Origin of the sequence: Nonomuraea coxensis DSM 45129 (genome assembly GCF_019397265.1) — a bacterium.
GTDB lineage: Bacteria > Actinomycetota > Actinomycetes > Streptosporangiales > Streptosporangiaceae > Nonomuraea > Nonomuraea coxensis.
On the sequence record NZ_CP068985.1, the window covers coordinates 7,473,814 to 7,487,125 of the forward strand.

Sequence of the window (13,312 nt, forward strand, 5' to 3'; positions counted from 1 at the left end):
ATGACGACAACCCTTGACCCCTCCCCCGTACGGGCGCGCCCGCTCGCCGTGGCCTCGGTGGCCCTCGGCACTTTCACCCTCGTGACCAGCGAGATGCTGCCCGTCGGCCTGCTCACCTCGATCGCCGCGGACCTCGGCGTCTCGCCGGGGACGGCGGGCCTCACCATGTCCGCGCCGGGGCTGGTGGCCGCCGTCGCCGCGCCGGCGCTGGCCGTGGCCGCCCGCCGGGCCGACCGCAGGACGCTGCTGATCGGGCTGATGGCGCTGCTGGCGGCGGCGAACCTCGCGGCGGCGCTCGCGCCCGGCTACGCGGTCATGCTGGCGGCCCGGGTGGCGACCGGGGTGAGCATCGGCGGGTTCTGGGCGTTCGCGGCCGGGCTGGGGGCGCGGCTGGTGCCCGAACGGCAGGTCGGGCGGGCCACCTCGGTCATCCTGGGCGGGGTGTCGGTGGCGTCGGTGCTGGGGGTGCCCGTGGCGACGCTGGTGTCCTCCTCGGCGGGGTGGCGGGCGGCCTTCGCCGCCCTGGGCGTGCTGGCCCTGGCGCTGCTCGCCCTGCTGGCCGTCACCCTCCCGCCTCTGCCCTCATCCGGGGACCGGGCGGGGGCGCGGTCGCGGATGTCCCGGCCGCTCGCGCTCGTGCTCGTGCTGACCGTGCTGATCATCGGCGGGCACTTCGCCGCCTACACGTACCTCCGGCCGTTCATGGAGCAGACCGCGCAGGCCGGTCCGGGCCTGGTCAGCGCCGCCCTCCTGCTGTACGGCGCGGCCGGCGTCGCCGGCAACTTCGCCGCCGGGGCCCGCGCGGCCAGGAACCCCCGTGCCGTCCTCATCCTGCTGGCCGTCCTCGTCGCCGCGGCCACGGCCGCCCTGCCGCTCGGCGCCCCGCCGCTGGCCGCGCTCGTCGTGTGGGGGCTCGGCTACGGCGGCGTGGGCGTGACCCTGCAACTGTGGATCATGCGCTCGGGCGGCGGCGAGCTGGGGACCGCCCTGTTCGTGAGCGCGTTCAACCTGTCGATCGCGCTCGGCGCCCTGGTGGGCGGCCGGGTCGTGGACGGGGTGTCGACCACCGCCGCGATGTGGCCGGCCGCCGCCCTCAGCCTGCTGGCCGCTGCCGCCGCTGGCATCTGGGGCAGGAGTAGGACGAGCGGTTCATGAACGCCTCGCGCCTGATCGCCGCGCCGCACCGGGAGCAGGGCAGGTCGCGCCGCCCGTAGACCTCCAGCGAGCGTTCGAAGTAGCCGCTCTCGCCGTTGACGTTGACGTACAGGCTGTCGAACGACGTGCCGCCCTGCCGCAGCGCGGCGGCCATGACCGTGCGGACCGCCGCCAGCAGCTCGGCGATCTTGGGCTTGGTGAGCGTCTGCGTCGGGCGGGCCCAGTGCAGCCGGGAGATCCACAGCGCCTCGTCGGCGTAGATGTTGCCGACGCCGCTGATCAGCGACTGGTCGAGCAGGGCCCGCTTGACCTCGGTGCGCCTGGCCCGCAGCCGCCGGGCGAACTCCTCGTCGTCGAAGGCCGCCTCGAACGGGTCGGGCGCGATGTGCGCGATCGGCTCGGGCACGCCGTTCACCAGCGGGGTGAGCATGACGTGCCCGAACGTGCGCTGGTCGACGAAGCGCAGGTCGGGGCCGCCATCCTCGAAGCGCAGGCGGACCCGCAGGTGCTTCTCCGGCGGCGCCTGCGGATCGACGACCAGGAGCTGGCCGCTCATCCCCAGGTGTGCCAGCAGCGCCTCGGGAGCGCCCGACAGCGGCAGCCACAGGTACTTGCCGCGGCGCTCGGCCGACAGCACCGTCCGGCCCTTCAGCCGGGCCGCGAACTCGTCGGCGCCCGGCAGGTGCCTCCGGACGGCGCGGGGGTGCAGCACCTCCGCGGAGGCGATCTCACGGCCGACGACCCACTGGGCGAGGCCACGCCTGACGACCTCGACCTCCGGCAACTCCGGCACAGGACTCCGCTCCTCGCGCGGCTCAGCCCGCGGCGGGCTGGCTCTCGCGCTGCTTCTCGCGCTCGTCGCGGCGGGCCCGGATGCGGGTCCACGCCGCCTCGGCCGCCTGCTGCTCGGCCTCCTTCTTGCTGCGGCCGGTGCCCGACCCGTAGGACTCGCCGCCGACCCGCACCATGGCGGTGAACGACTTGGCGTGGTCGGGCCCGCTCTCCTCGACGTGGTACTCGGGCACCCCGAGCGCCTCGGAGGCGGTGAGCTCCTGCAGCGAGGTCTTCCAGTCGAGCCCGGCGCCCAGCGACGCCGAGCGCACGATCAGCGGGTCGAACAGCAGGTGGACCACGCGGAACGCCTCGCCGAGCCCCTTGTCGACGTAGATCGCGCCGATCAGGGCCTCCAGCGTGTCGGCCAGGATCGAGGACTTGTCGCGCCCGCCGGTGCCCTCCTCGCCCCTGCCGAGCCGCAGGAAGCGGCCGAGGCCGAGGTTGCGGGCCACGTCGGCCAGCGCGCGCATGTTGACCACGGCCGCCCGCAGCTTGGCGAGCTGCCCCTCGGGCAGGTCGGGGTGGTTGCGGTAGAGGGTGTCGGTGACCACCAGGCCGAGCACCGAGTCGCCGAGGAACTCCAGGCGCTCGTTGGTCGGCAGGCCGCCGTTCTCGTACGCGTACGAGCGGTGCGTCAGCGCCCGCTCAAGAATGTCGTGGTCGAGACCGACCGACAGAACCCGCTCAAGTTCGTCCCTGGCGACCTCGACGGCCACGGGCTTAGGACCTGCGCCCACGTGCTTCCTCCTCGGACATCTTCCTATGGCGATGGCGCGCCGACTGGCGGGAAGATGCCCGAAAACGTGGTGGGCGTCGGGGTGATCGCGTTGGCCCCGGCGTCCACCACGGCCGCGGGCGAACCGCCGCCGCACGCATCTGAGACGGTAACGCCGACCGAGGCACAATGGCACTCGGTCGGCATCACGTCAACTGCTGACGAGAAACCTGCTGGGTGACTGCCGCCACGCTCTCAACCAAGCACGAAAGGCGGCGGCGGTCCATCCGGCAGGGGTCTGCGGTCGTGCCGGCGGATCAGGCGGACGGCTCGATGACCTGACGGCGGTTGTAGGTGCCGCAGGTGGGGCACGCGATGTGCGGCTGCTTCGGCGAACGGCACTGCGGGCAGCTCACCAGGGCGACGGCAGTCGTCTTCCACTGGGAGCGACGGGCGCGGGTGTTGCTCCGCGACATCTTTCGCTTCGGGACGGCCACGTCACTTCTCCTGATCGTTATCTTTGTCGGAAATCAGACCTTGCAACGACGCCCAGCGGGCATCGATCACCTCGTGCCGGTGGTCGTCGCCGGCCTCGGCCAGCTTGACCCCGCACTCCGTGCAGAGCCCTTCGCAGTCCTCGCGGCACACGGGGCTCAGCGGCAGTGCGAGCACCACCGCGTCGCGGAACGTCGGCTCGAGGTCGAGCAGTTCGCCGTCGAGCAGCGAGTCGTCCTCGGAGGCGTCCTCGTCGGAGTAGAAGAACAGCTCCTGCAGATCGACCTCGATGTCCGAGGACATCGGGTCGAGGCAGCGGGCGCACTCCCCGGCGAGCGGGGCACGCGCCGTGCCGGACACGAGCACGCCTTCCATCACTGCTTCGAACCGGAGATCCAGCTCGACTTCGGCGTCCTTGGGGACGCCGATCATGTCGACGCCGAGGTCTTCCGGTGCCGGGAGGGCCAGGGTCATCTGCCGCATCGTGCCCGGCCGCTTGCCCAGGTCATGAGTGGAGATCACCCACGGGGAGCGGGGGTCGAGGTGCTGAGTCATCCTGATCTCGCTAGGCATGGCGAAGATGCTCGCCGTCGTACAAGGCCGAAATGAAAGGATAGCAGGTCGCGTTCAGCCCCTGAGCCGCTCGATGAGGAGCTTGTGCACGAGGTCGGGCACCAGACCCGACACGTCTCCGCCATAACGGGCGATCTCCTTGACCCGGCTTGAGGACAGGAACGAGTACTCGGGGTTGGTCGGCATGAACAGCGTCTCCACCCCCGACAGGCGGTAGTTGAGCTGGGCCATCTGCAGCTCGTAGTCGAAGTCGCTGACCACCCTGATGCCCTTGACGATGGCGGGGATGTCGTTCTGCTTGCAGAAGTCCACCAGCAGGCCGTGGAACTTCCTGACGGTGACGTTCGAGAAATCCTTGGTGACCGTCTGCAGGATCTCGATGCGTTCGTCGACGGTGAACAGGCTGCTCTTCTCGACGTTGATGAGGACCGCCACCGTCACTTCGTCGTACAGGCGGGCCGAACGTCCGATGATGTCAAGATGGCCATTGGTGATGGGGTCGAACGACCCCGGGCAGACTACGCGGCGCAAGACGCCTCCCAGGTCTACGGGTTCCCGGCGGCGCGACCGTACCAAACGGACGCTTCGCCATAACGACGGACCCTCTCCTCAACGTACCCCTCAGGCCACACAAGGGCTTTTCCTCTGCTTTCCCTCTCGAAAGCCACCAATCCCTCCTCGGCCAGCCAGCCGTGGTCCCGCAGCAGCTCAAGCACCGTGGCCACCTCGGCGTCCGGCACCGCGTAGGGAGGATCGGCGAAGACGACGTCGAACGGCCCGCCCTCCGGCGGCCTGGCGAGCAGCCGGACGACCTTGTCCGCGACCACCCGCGCGCCCTCCAGGCCCAGCGCCCGGACGTTGTCCTTGATCGTCCGCACCGCCCTGGGGTCGGACTCGACCAGCACCGCCTCCGCCGCCCCGCGCGAGAGCGCCTCCAGGCCGATCGCGCCGGAACCGGCGTAGAGGTCGAGGAAGCGGACCCCGTCCAGGCCGTAGAGGGAGCCGATCGTCAAGAAGATCCCTTCTCTGGCCCTGTCGCTGGTCGGCCTCGTGCCGCGCCCCGGCGGCACCCCCAGCCGCCTGCCGCCCGCGCTCCCCGCGATGATCCGAGTCATGTGCCCCATTCTTTCGCATGTTCCCGCAGGTCAAGAGTGGACAAGTGTCGGCCTCGACTGAGCAAGGGTGATTGGCTTCGGCCGGGACGGCACGCATGATGAATCTGCGGCCTTCAAGGTGACCCACATGAAGGCCGACCGGCGTGATCGTGAGCCCTTCCGCACGCCGGTTCCCTCGGCACCTGACCCGAGGGTGGGCCCAGCCGGGGACGGCATTCGGGGGGAGGCCGTCCCCGCGGCTGGGTTCCTTCTTCTCCCCGTCTCTCCTTCTCCGGCGCCGTCGCGCCGCCCGCTCAGGTCTTCTCCAGGTATTCGGCCCGCTCGTCCTGCAGCAGCCGGTCGATCTCGGCCCGCAGCGCCGGGTGGCCGGCGAGGTCGGCGTCCCCGGCGAGCAGCAGGCCGGCCTCCTCACGGGCCGCCGCGATCACGTCCTCGTCGCGCAGGAGCTGCAGCAGCTTCAGCGAGCTGCGCTTGCCCGACTGGGCGGCGCCCAGCACGTCGCCCTCGCGGCGCTGCTCCAGGTCGACCCGGGACAGCTCGAAGCCGTCGAGCGTGGCGGCCACCGCGTCGAGCCTGGCGCGGGCGGGGGTGCCCGCGGGGAAGTCGGAGACCAGCAGGCACAGGCCCGGCAGCCCGCCCCGGCCCACCCGGCCGCGGAGCTGGTGGAGCTGGGAGACGCCGAAGCGGTCGGCGTCCATGATGATCATCACGGAGGAGTTGGGGACGTCGACGCCCACCTCGATCACCGTGGTCGCGATCAGCACGTCGAGCTCGCCGCGCGAGAACGAGCGCATCACCGCGTCCTTCTCCTCCGGCGGCAGCTTGCCGTGCAGGACGCCCACCCGCAGGTCGTGGAAGGGCCCCTGGGTCAGCAGCTCGGCCACGTCGAGCACGGCCAGCGGCGGGCGCCGCTCGTCGTCGCCCGAGGCCGGCGCCACCTGCAGGTCGCCCTCGTCGCCCTCCAGGTCGCCGATGCGCGGGCACACGATGTAGGCCTGCCGGCCCAGCGCCACCTCCTCGCGCACCCGCTCCCAGGTGCGCTCCAGGTAGTGGGGCTTCTCGGCGGCCGGGACGACGTGCGTGGTGATCGGCGCCCGCCCCGACGGGAGCTGCGACAGCGTGGAGACCTCCAGGTCGCCGAAGACCGTCATCGCCACCGTGCGCGGGATCGGCGTGGCCGTCATGACCAGCACGTGCGGCCGGGCGTCACCGGCCTTCTCGCGCAGCGCGTCACGCTGCTCCACCCCGAACCGGTGCTGCTCGTCCACCACCACCAGCCCGAGATCGGCGAACTGCACGTGCTCCTGGAGCAGCGCGTGCGTGCCGACCACGATCCCGGCGTTGCCCGAGGCGGCGTCGAGCAGCGCCGCGCGGCGGGCGGGCGCGCCCATCGAGCCGGTCAGCAGCGTGACCGCCGTGCCGCCGAACATGCCGCCCTGCGCGAGGTCGCCCAGCATGGCCGTGATCGAGCGGTGGTGCTGCTGGGCCAGCACCTCGGTGGGCGCCAGCAGCGCGGCCTGGCCGCCCGCGTCGACGACCTGGAGCATCGCGCGCAGCGCCACCACGGTCTTGCCCGCGCCCACCTCGCCCTGGAGCAGGCGGTGCATCGGGTGCTCGCGGGCGAGGTCGGCGGCGATCTCCTCGCCGACCACGGCCTGCCCCTCCGTCAGCGCGAACGGCAGCCGCTCGTCGAACGCGGCGAGCAGCCCGTCGGCGCGGCGCGGCCGGGACCGCGCGGGCCAGGCGGTGGCCGCCTGGCGGCGCTGGAGCAGCACGGCCTGGAGCACGAACGCCTCGTCGAACTTCAGCCGCTGCCGCGCCCGCCCCATCTCGGCGAAGTCCTTGGGCCGGTGGATGCCGGCCAGCGCCTCGCCCAGCGGCTGCAGCTTGTGGCGGGCCCGCAGCTCGGCGGGCAGCGGGTCGTCGAGCGGGCCGAGCGTGTCGAGCACGACGCCGATCGCGCGCCGGATGGCCCACGGCGTGAGGTCCTTGCCCGCCGGGTAGATCGGCACCGGCGCGGCCGCGAACTCCGCCGCGCCGCCCTCGTCCTCCTCCTCGAACAGCTCGAACTCCGGGTGCGCGAGCTGCCATCGCGGCCTGCCACGCGCCCCGAACAGCCCCACCTTGCCGGCGAACATGCCGCGCCGCCCCGGCTTGAGCCGCGACTCGGCCACGTGGGAGCCCTTGCCGAAGAACGACAGGTAGATCTTGTCGCCGCTGCCGTCGGCGACCTCGACCTCCAGCCAGGTGCCGCCCCGGTTGCGCATCGGCTTGCGCATCAGCCGGGTGACCTCGCCGACCACCGTGACGTGCTCGTCCACCTCGAGGTCGGCGAGCGAGGTCAGCTCGCCGCGCTCGGCGTAGCGGCGCGGGTAGTGGCGCAGCAGGTCGCCGACCGTCTCCAGGCCGAGCACACTGTGCAGCAGCTTGGCGGTCTTCGGGTCGAGCGCCTTCGTCAGAGGCTCGTCGAAACGGCTCACGGCATTAAGTTCTACCGCCTGCGGCCGACAGGAATCCCGCCATCCCCCGGCGCGTCACTCGACGCCGATCAGCAGCGGGTAGCCGCCCTGGCCGCCCGCGTACACGGCGAGGTCGACGTCCGGCCGCGTGGCCCGCAGGTGCTCCTCCACGCCCTCGGCGAGGCCCGGCGGGGCGCCGGCGCCGGTGATCAGGGTGACCAGCTCGCCGCCGCCCGCCACCAGGCGGTCCACCACCAGTGCCGCCACCTGCTCCAGCGTGCCGCCGATCACCGCCACGTCGCCCTCGATGAGGCCGAGCACGTCGCCGGGGCGGCACACCCCCGCGCTGGTGAACGCCTCCTCGCGGGCCACCGTCACGTGCCCGCAGCGGGTCTGGCCGGCCGCGTCCGCCATCGCCACCACGTCCTCGCCGAAGCGGCGCAGCGGGTCGTGCACCGCCAGCGCCGCGAGGCCCTGCACGGTCGCCCGCGTGGGCAGCACGCTGACCGCCTGCCCGTCGCCGCGGGCGATCTCGGCCGCCGCCGCGGCCACGTCGCCGACGCCCTCGTCGTTGGGCAGGACCACGACCTCGCTGCCCGCCTGGCGGATCGCCGCCAGCAGGGCGGGCAGCGGCGGCCTTGAGCCCGGCTCGCGGCGCACCACGACGGCCCCGCACTCCTCGAACAGCGCGGCGATCCCGTCGCCCGCGGCGACCGCCACCACGCCCCGGCCCGCCCCGGCCCCGCGGGCGGGCTCGGCCAGGTAGGTGATCCGGATCCGGTGCGGCCGCCCCGCCCGCATCCCCGCCTCCACGGCTGGCCCGGCCTCGGGCACGTGGACGTGCACGTTCCAGAGGCCGTCGCCGCCGACCACCACCAGGGAGTCGCCCATCGCGTCCAGCTCCGCGCGTAACGCCGCCACCGCCTCGTCGCCGGCGTCCAGCAGGTACATCACCTCGTAGCCCGCCCCGGCCTCGGTCATCGGCTTCAGCCTGGCGGCCGGCGCGGGCACCTCGTAGCGGCCGTCGTAGGAGCCGGTGACGACCGCGGCCAGGGTCTCCAGCACGATCGCCGCCCCGGCGCCGCCCGCGTCCACGACGCCGCTGCGGGCCAGCACGTCGAGCTGGCTCGGGGTGCGCCCGAGCGCCGCCCTGGCCTCGCGGGCCGCGCTCCGCGCCACCTCGGCCAGGCCGCCGTCCAGGCCCTGGACGGCCCGCGCGGCCGACTCCAGCACGCTCAGCACCGTGCCCTCAACCGGCCTGGCCACGGCCTCCCTGGCCAGCACCGCGCCCCGGTGCAGCGCGGCCCGCAGGTCGTGGCCGTCCTTCAGCACCTCGGCCAGGCCGCGCAGGGCCTGGCTGACGATCACACCGGAGTTGCCCCGCGCGCCCACCAGGGCGCCGTACGCGAGCGTCTGCCACACCACGGCCGCGTCCACGTCGTCGGGCAGGGACTCGACGGCCTCGGCCGCGGACAGCAGGGTCAGGTGCAGGTTGGTGCCGGTGTCGCCGTCGGCCACCGGGAACACGTTGAGCGCGTCGATGTCCGTCCTGGCCCGGCCGAGCGCGTCGGCCGCCAGCCGCGCCCATCTACGCACCGCGGGCGGGTCGAGGATCTCCATCCGGCGCCTCCGTGCTCCCCGCGTGCGCTACCGTTGTCGATGGAGAATATCTCCGTGCCGGGCTGATCGAGACCCGGCCAACGCTCCAGTTCGCGCCCAGCGGCATGGATCGGATATTCTCGTCTGGCTGGCCGGTTGTCCCGGCATGCCCTCCGCCCGGAAAGCATCACGCGGACAGGGCTACATCGACTGTTTTAAGGAGCGATACCGTGGCTTCCGTCTGCGATGTCTGCCGCAAGGGGCCGACCTTCGGTAACAACGTGTCCCACTCCCACCGCCGCACCCGCCGTCGTTGGAACCCCAACATCCAGACGGTGCGCGCGGTCGTCGGCGGCACGCCGAAGAAGCTGAACGTGTGCACCTCGTGCATCAAGGCGGGCAAGGTCACCCGCTAGGTTCCCGCACGAGCGAAGGCCCGCCTCCCCTCAGGGAGCAGCGGGCCTTTGTCATGCGCACCTGCCGGCGAGTCAGCGCCAGCGCCAGGCGTGGTCCACGGGGCCGATGCCCGCGCCCAGGGGGAAGCCCCGGGCGATGGCGCCGGTCACGTACTCCTTGGCGGCCCGCACCGCCTCCGGCACGTCGTCGCCCAGCGCGAGGCGGGAGGCGATGGCCGAGGCCAGCGTGCAGCCGGTGCCGTGGGTGTGGCGGTTGTCGTGGCGCTCGGCGACGAAGCGGTGCTCCTCCGAGCCGTCGGTCAGCAGGTCCACCGGCGCGCCCGGCAGGTGGCCGCCCTTGATCAGCGCCCATCTCGGGCCCAGCGCGAGCACGGCGTCGGCCGCGCGGCGCAGGCCGTCCTCGTCCTCGACCTTGACCGAGGTGAGCTGCTCGACCTCCCACAGGTTCGGGGTCGCCACCGTGGCCACCGGGAGCAGCCGGGTGCGCAGGGTGTCCACGGCCTCCTCCGCGAGCAGCGAGTCGCCGTGCTTGGACACCCCGACGGGATCGACGACGACCGGGGCGCCGTACGCGCCGAGGGCCTCGGCGACCACCTCCACCAGGACGGGCGAGGCCAGCATGCCGGTCTTGACCGCCTGCGCGCCGATGTCGCCGAGCACCGAGTCGAGCTGCGCGCGTACGGCCTCGGGCGGCAGCTCCCAGTAGCCCTGGACGCCGAGCGAGTTCTGGGCGGTCACGGCGGCGATGACGCTCATGCCGTGCACGCCCATCGCCATCATGGTCTTCAGGTCGGCCTGGATGCCCGCGCCTCCGCCGGAGTCGGAGCCGGCGACGGTGAGCACACGGGGAGGGGTCGAAACCGTCATGTCCCCCATCCAACCATTTCGCCCGATCAGGTGACGGCGCACTCCCCGCTGACCATGCCGCACGTCTCCGCCCGCTCGCCCTTGCCCGTCGCGGTGAACGTGACCTCGGCCGCGTCGCCGGCCGCCAGCGTGTCCGGCACGTCCAGGATCAGCAGGTCGCCGTCCTGCGTCCAGGCCGCGCCGCGCACGCTCAGCACCCGGCCCTCGACCGGCACCGAGACCGTGGGGCCCGCCAGCGCCCGCGTCGAGGTGTTCGCGACCGTGAGGCTCGCCGCGTAGGTGCCGACGCGCTGCTTGATCGTCTGCCGGACGTTGACCGAGCCGCCGGCCGCGCCGCCCTGCCCGAACGGGCCGGGGCCGCCGGTGTCGACCGGCGTCGGCTCAGCGGGGGCCGTGGTGGCGCCACCGCCGTCCGAGGAGGGCTCGGCGTTCGGGTTGGGGGTGAGCGTGTCGCTCTCCTCCGCGCCCGTCGGCTCCTCGATCACCTCCCTGGTCGGCTGCGCGGACGCCTTCACCCTGGTCCTGGTGGGCTTCGGCGTGGGCGTGGTGGTGCGGCGGGGGGTGCGGGCGACGTACGAGGCGGTGGGCGTCGGACGGCCGGACGGCGTGGTCTCCTCCTCGTCCGTCGCGGGCTCCTCCTCGGGCTCGCTCTCCGCTTCCTCCTCCGCCGGGTCGCTGACCGCGGGGCCGGAGCCGGCCGGGCTCTGCTGCACGGCCGCGCAGGTCGCGCCCTCGCACTTGGCCGGGTCGCCGGAGCTCATCAGCTTCACGCCCACCACCGTGCCGCCGAGCACCACGGCCACGGCGGCGACGGACAGCAACGCCACCTTGCCCTTGCCGCCGCCCGACGACGGCGGGGCGGCCAGGTCGTCGTCCTGGTCCCTGCCGCGGCCCCTGCCGCTGTCGCGGTCCTGGTCGCGGCCGGCCTTGCGGCGGCCGCGGCGGCCCTTGGGCTCGTCCGGGTCGTCGAGGTCGTCCAGGCCGGAGTCGGCGGACCAGCCGGAGGTGAGGAAGCCCGTCTCGGCCTCCGCCCACGCCGGGGTCCTGGCCGCCACCGTGGGCTCGCCGGCCACCTTGATGTCCCCGGGCATGGGCGGGCCCGCGGGAGGTGCGGCGTCGAACCTGGCGGTACGGTCCACCGGGCCGTCGAACGCGCCCCCGGCCTGCCCCTCCGGCTCGTCGAAGAACCCTTCGCCCCGCATCGGCCGCCCGAAGGGGTCATCACCCCCGGGCCTGTCGAACGGGCCGCTCCCGCCGCGCTGGTCAAAGGGACCGGTCCCGCCGCGTTGGTCGAAGGGGCCGGTGCCCCCGGCCTGGGCGAAGGGGCCGGTTCCGGCGGGCCGGTCGAAGGGGCCGGTGGGGCCGGGGGGAGGGCCGCCTGCGGTGTCACGGGGGGTGGACGGGCCGGGGAAGGCGGCGGTGCGCTCGGCGGGAGGGTTGAAGAAGCCGTCGCCGGGGCGAGGACCGGCGCTGGGACCTGGCGTCCTGTCGAAGGGCGCCGGGACGTCGAAGTCACCGGTGACGGGCCCGCCGTACGACGCGGCGCCGCCCGGAGGCCGCGGGCCCGCGGCGGGATCGCCAGGCAGGCCACCTCCAGGACCCCGAGGGGCGGCGGGGTCGCCAGGGAAGCCGGATCCGGCGGCGGGGTCGCCGGGGAAGCCGGAAGGGCCGGGGCGGTCGTTGGAGGGGGCGTCCCAGTCCGTGGGGCGGACGAAGGCGCCCGTCACCTCGAAGGGGCCGGCCTGGTCGCCAGGGGGCGGAGGGAAGGCACCCGCGGGTCCGCCGGCGGAGTCGGTGGGCAGCGCGAAAGCTCCGGTGACCTCGTACGGCTCGGAAGCCGACCCGCGCGGCGGCTCGCCCTCGCGGGGCCGCACCGGGGCCCACTGCCCCGTGACCTCGGGCCGGTCCGGCAGGGACGGCCAGCCCGGCGGCTCGGCGTCCTCGTCAGGACCCCAGAATGCGCTGCCGCTCCCCCGTTCATCCCCGTCGTCGGATCCACCTGTGCCGTGGCGGCCCATGGCTGCCCTTTCTGCCGGTTACAGTTGGCCGCCAATCTTCATAACACCTTTGCTACGCCGTTGTCACAGCAATCCCACTAGTCGTACCCCAAACCGGGAAAATATCCCAAAAATCGGGACAGATCATTACCGAAAGTGATCCCAGCCGCCACGCCCCATTTCCCGCCCGTACACGAGAACCCCCTCACCTTCGACCACCCGCCCCACGACCTGCCACGACGCCGGCAACCGCACCCCTGCGGGAAAGGCCGCCGCGAGCGCGTGATCCTCGCCACCCGTGAGCACCCATTCCAGCGGATCGGCCGCCAGCTCCTTGGCCGCGGCCAGCACCGGCTCGCCCACCGCGAACGCCTGCGGATCCACCTCGATCCGCACCCCGCTCGCCGCGGCGACGTGCCCGAGGTCCTGCAGCAGCCCGTCGCTGACGTCCAGCATCGCGCTCGCGCCCAGCTCGGCGGCGCGCGGCCCCTCCTGGTACGGCGGGCACGGCCGCCGATGCGCCGCCACCGCCCGCTCCAGCGCCTCGGTACGCGCCGGTACACCGGCGTCGAGCAGCGCGAGCCCGGCCGCCGCGTGCCCGAGCCGCCCCGCCACCGCCACGACCTGCCCGGGCCGCGCGCCGTCCCGGCGGACGGGGGCCCGCCCGCCCAGGTCGCCCAGCGCGGTGACCCCGAGGACCACCAGGTCGCACCGGGTCACGTCGCCCCCCGCGACGCTCGCACCGACGACCACGCACTCGTCGCGAAAGCCGTCGGTCAGCCCGTCCAGCCAGGTCACGGGCAGGTCGGCGGGGATGCCGAGGCCGATGACCAGCGCGGTGGGGGCGGCGCCCATGGCGGCGACGTCGGCGAGGTTCTGGGCGGCGGCCTTGCGGCCCACGTCGTAGGGGCTGGACCAGTCGCGCCGGAAGTGCCTGCCCTCCAGCAGCAGGTCGGTGGAGACCACGACCCGCCCGTCAGGAGCGGCGACCAGCGCCGCGTCGTCGCCCGGACCCAGCATTACCGCCGCGCCCTGGGGCAGACGACCGGTAATACGATTTACCACGCCGAATTCGCCGAGATCTCCG

The 13,312-nt window shown here is 73.6% G+C and carries 13 protein-coding genes; 2 read left to right on the top strand and 11 right to left on the bottom strand.

Annotated features, from left to right (window positions below; translation table 11 throughout):
• The gene (locus Nocox_RS34990) at positions 1-1,155 is read left to right on the top strand and encodes an MFS transporter (protein WP_084685711.1); all 1,155 of its coding nucleotides are present in this window, start codon (positions 1-3) and stop codon (positions 1,153-1,155) included.
• Here the strand turns inward: Nocox_RS34990 and mutM are convergent.
• The 8 genes from mutM to Nocox_RS35030 all read right to left on the bottom strand — a co-directional run bounded on the left by mutM (position 1,094) and on the right by Nocox_RS35030 (position 8,966).
• Positions 1,094-1,948, bottom strand: coding sequence for a bifunctional DNA-formamidopyrimidine glycosylase/DNA-(apurinic or apyrimidinic site) lyase (mutM, locus tag Nocox_RS34995; RefSeq protein ID WP_020543957.1), 855 nt, complete (start codon positions 1,946-1,948; stop codon positions 1,094-1,096). The two genes, Nocox_RS34990 and mutM, sit on opposite strands and share 62 nt — an antisense overlap.
• 22 nt (positions 1,949-1,970) lie before the next feature.
• Positions 1,971-2,705 carry a ribonuclease III gene (gene rnc, locus Nocox_RS35000; protein WP_020543958.1) on the bottom strand — a complete coding sequence of 245 codons (735 nt, stop codon included), beginning with the start codon at positions 2,703-2,705 and terminating at the stop codon, positions 1,971-1,973.
• A 316-nt stretch (positions 2,706-3,021) separates the two neighbouring features.
• Positions 3,022-3,201, bottom strand: coding sequence for a 50S ribosomal protein L32 (gene rpmF, locus Nocox_RS35005; RefSeq protein ID WP_033409409.1), 180 nt, complete (start codon positions 3,199-3,201; stop codon positions 3,022-3,024).
• A 1-nt stretch (position 3,202) separates the two neighbouring features.
• The gene (locus Nocox_RS35010) at positions 3,203-3,772 is read right to left on the bottom strand and encodes a YceD family protein (RefSeq protein WP_020543959.1); all 570 of its coding nucleotides are present in this window, start codon (positions 3,770-3,772) and stop codon (positions 3,203-3,205) included.
• 54 nt (positions 3,773-3,826) lie between these two features.
• Positions 3,827-4,303: a pantetheine-phosphate adenylyltransferase gene (gene coaD, locus Nocox_RS35015; protein WP_026214482.1), complete on the bottom strand. Its 477-nt coding sequence runs from the start codon at positions 4,301-4,303 to the stop codon at positions 3,827-3,829.
• 14 nt (positions 4,304-4,317) lie between these two features.
• A complete protein-coding gene (rsmD, locus tag Nocox_RS35020; RefSeq protein WP_026214483.1) occupies positions 4,318-4,887 on the bottom strand; it encodes a 16S rRNA (guanine(966)-N(2))-methyltransferase RsmD in 570 nt (189 codons plus the stop codon).
• Between the two features lie 293 nt (positions 4,888-5,180).
• On the bottom strand, positions 5,181-7,367 hold the full coding sequence (recG, locus tag Nocox_RS35025; RefSeq protein ID WP_020543962.1) for an ATP-dependent DNA helicase RecG: 2,187 nt from the start codon (positions 7,365-7,367) through the stop codon (positions 5,181-5,183).
• Positions 7,368-7,421: 54 nt separating this feature from the next.
• Positions 7,422-8,966 (bottom strand): DAK2 domain-containing protein, encoded by a 1,545-nt coding sequence (locus Nocox_RS35030; protein ID WP_020543963.1) that lies wholly within the window; start codon positions 8,964-8,966, stop codon positions 7,422-7,424.
• A gap of 209 nt (positions 8,967-9,175) precedes the next feature.
• Here Nocox_RS35030 and rpmB point away from each other — a divergent pair, with 209 nt between their 5' ends.
• Positions 9,176-9,361 (top strand): 50S ribosomal protein L28, encoded by a 186-nt coding sequence (gene rpmB, locus Nocox_RS35035; RefSeq protein ID WP_043618345.1) that lies wholly within the window; start codon positions 9,176-9,178, stop codon positions 9,359-9,361.
• Positions 9,362-9,433: 72 nt separating this feature from the next.
• Here rpmB and thiD read toward each other — a convergent pair whose 3' ends face one another.
• The 3 genes from thiD to Nocox_RS35050 all read right to left on the bottom strand — a co-directional run bounded on the left by thiD (position 9,434) and on the right by Nocox_RS35050 (position 13,290).
• Positions 9,434-10,237 carry a bifunctional hydroxymethylpyrimidine kinase/phosphomethylpyrimidine kinase gene (thiD, locus tag Nocox_RS35040; protein WP_026214484.1) on the bottom strand — a complete coding sequence of 268 codons (804 nt, stop codon included), beginning with the start codon at positions 10,235-10,237 and terminating at the stop codon, positions 9,434-9,436.
• A gap of 17 nt (positions 10,238-10,254) precedes the next feature.
• Positions 10,255-12,246 (bottom strand): hypothetical protein, encoded by a 1,992-nt coding sequence (locus tag Nocox_RS35045; RefSeq protein ID WP_026214485.1) that lies wholly within the window; start codon positions 12,244-12,246, stop codon positions 10,255-10,257.
• Positions 12,247-12,372: 126 nt separating this feature from the next.
• Positions 12,373-13,290, bottom strand: coding sequence for a thiamine-phosphate kinase (locus Nocox_RS35050; protein WP_425517743.1), 918 nt, complete (start codon positions 13,288-13,290; stop codon positions 12,373-12,375).
• Positions 13,291-13,312: the final 22 nt, after the last annotated feature.

Bases quoted from the DNA above. Each gene is read 5' to 3' on its own strand.
- Nocox_RS34990 (WP_084685711.1), top strand. From the start codon at position 1: ATGACGACAACCCTTGACCCCTCCCCCGTACGGGCGCGCCCGCTCGCC.
- Nocox_RS35010 (WP_020543959.1), bottom strand. From the start codon at position 3,772: ATGCCTAGCGAGATCAGGATGACTCAGCACCTCGACCCCCGCTCCCCG.
- rsmD (WP_026214483.1), bottom strand. From the start codon at position 4,887: ATGACTCGGATCATCGCGGGGAGCGCGGGCGGCAGGCGGCTGGGGGTG.
- Nocox_RS35030 (WP_020543963.1), bottom strand. From the start codon at position 8,966: ATGGAGATCCTCGACCCGCCCGCGGTGCGTAGATGGGCGCGGCTGGCG.
- thiD (WP_026214484.1), bottom strand. From the start codon at position 10,237: ATGGGGGACATGACGGTTTCGACCCCTCCCCGTGTGCTCACCGTCGCC.
- Nocox_RS35045 (WP_026214485.1), bottom strand. From the start codon at position 12,246: ATGGGCCGCCACGGCACAGGTGGATCCGACGACGGGGATGAACGGGGG.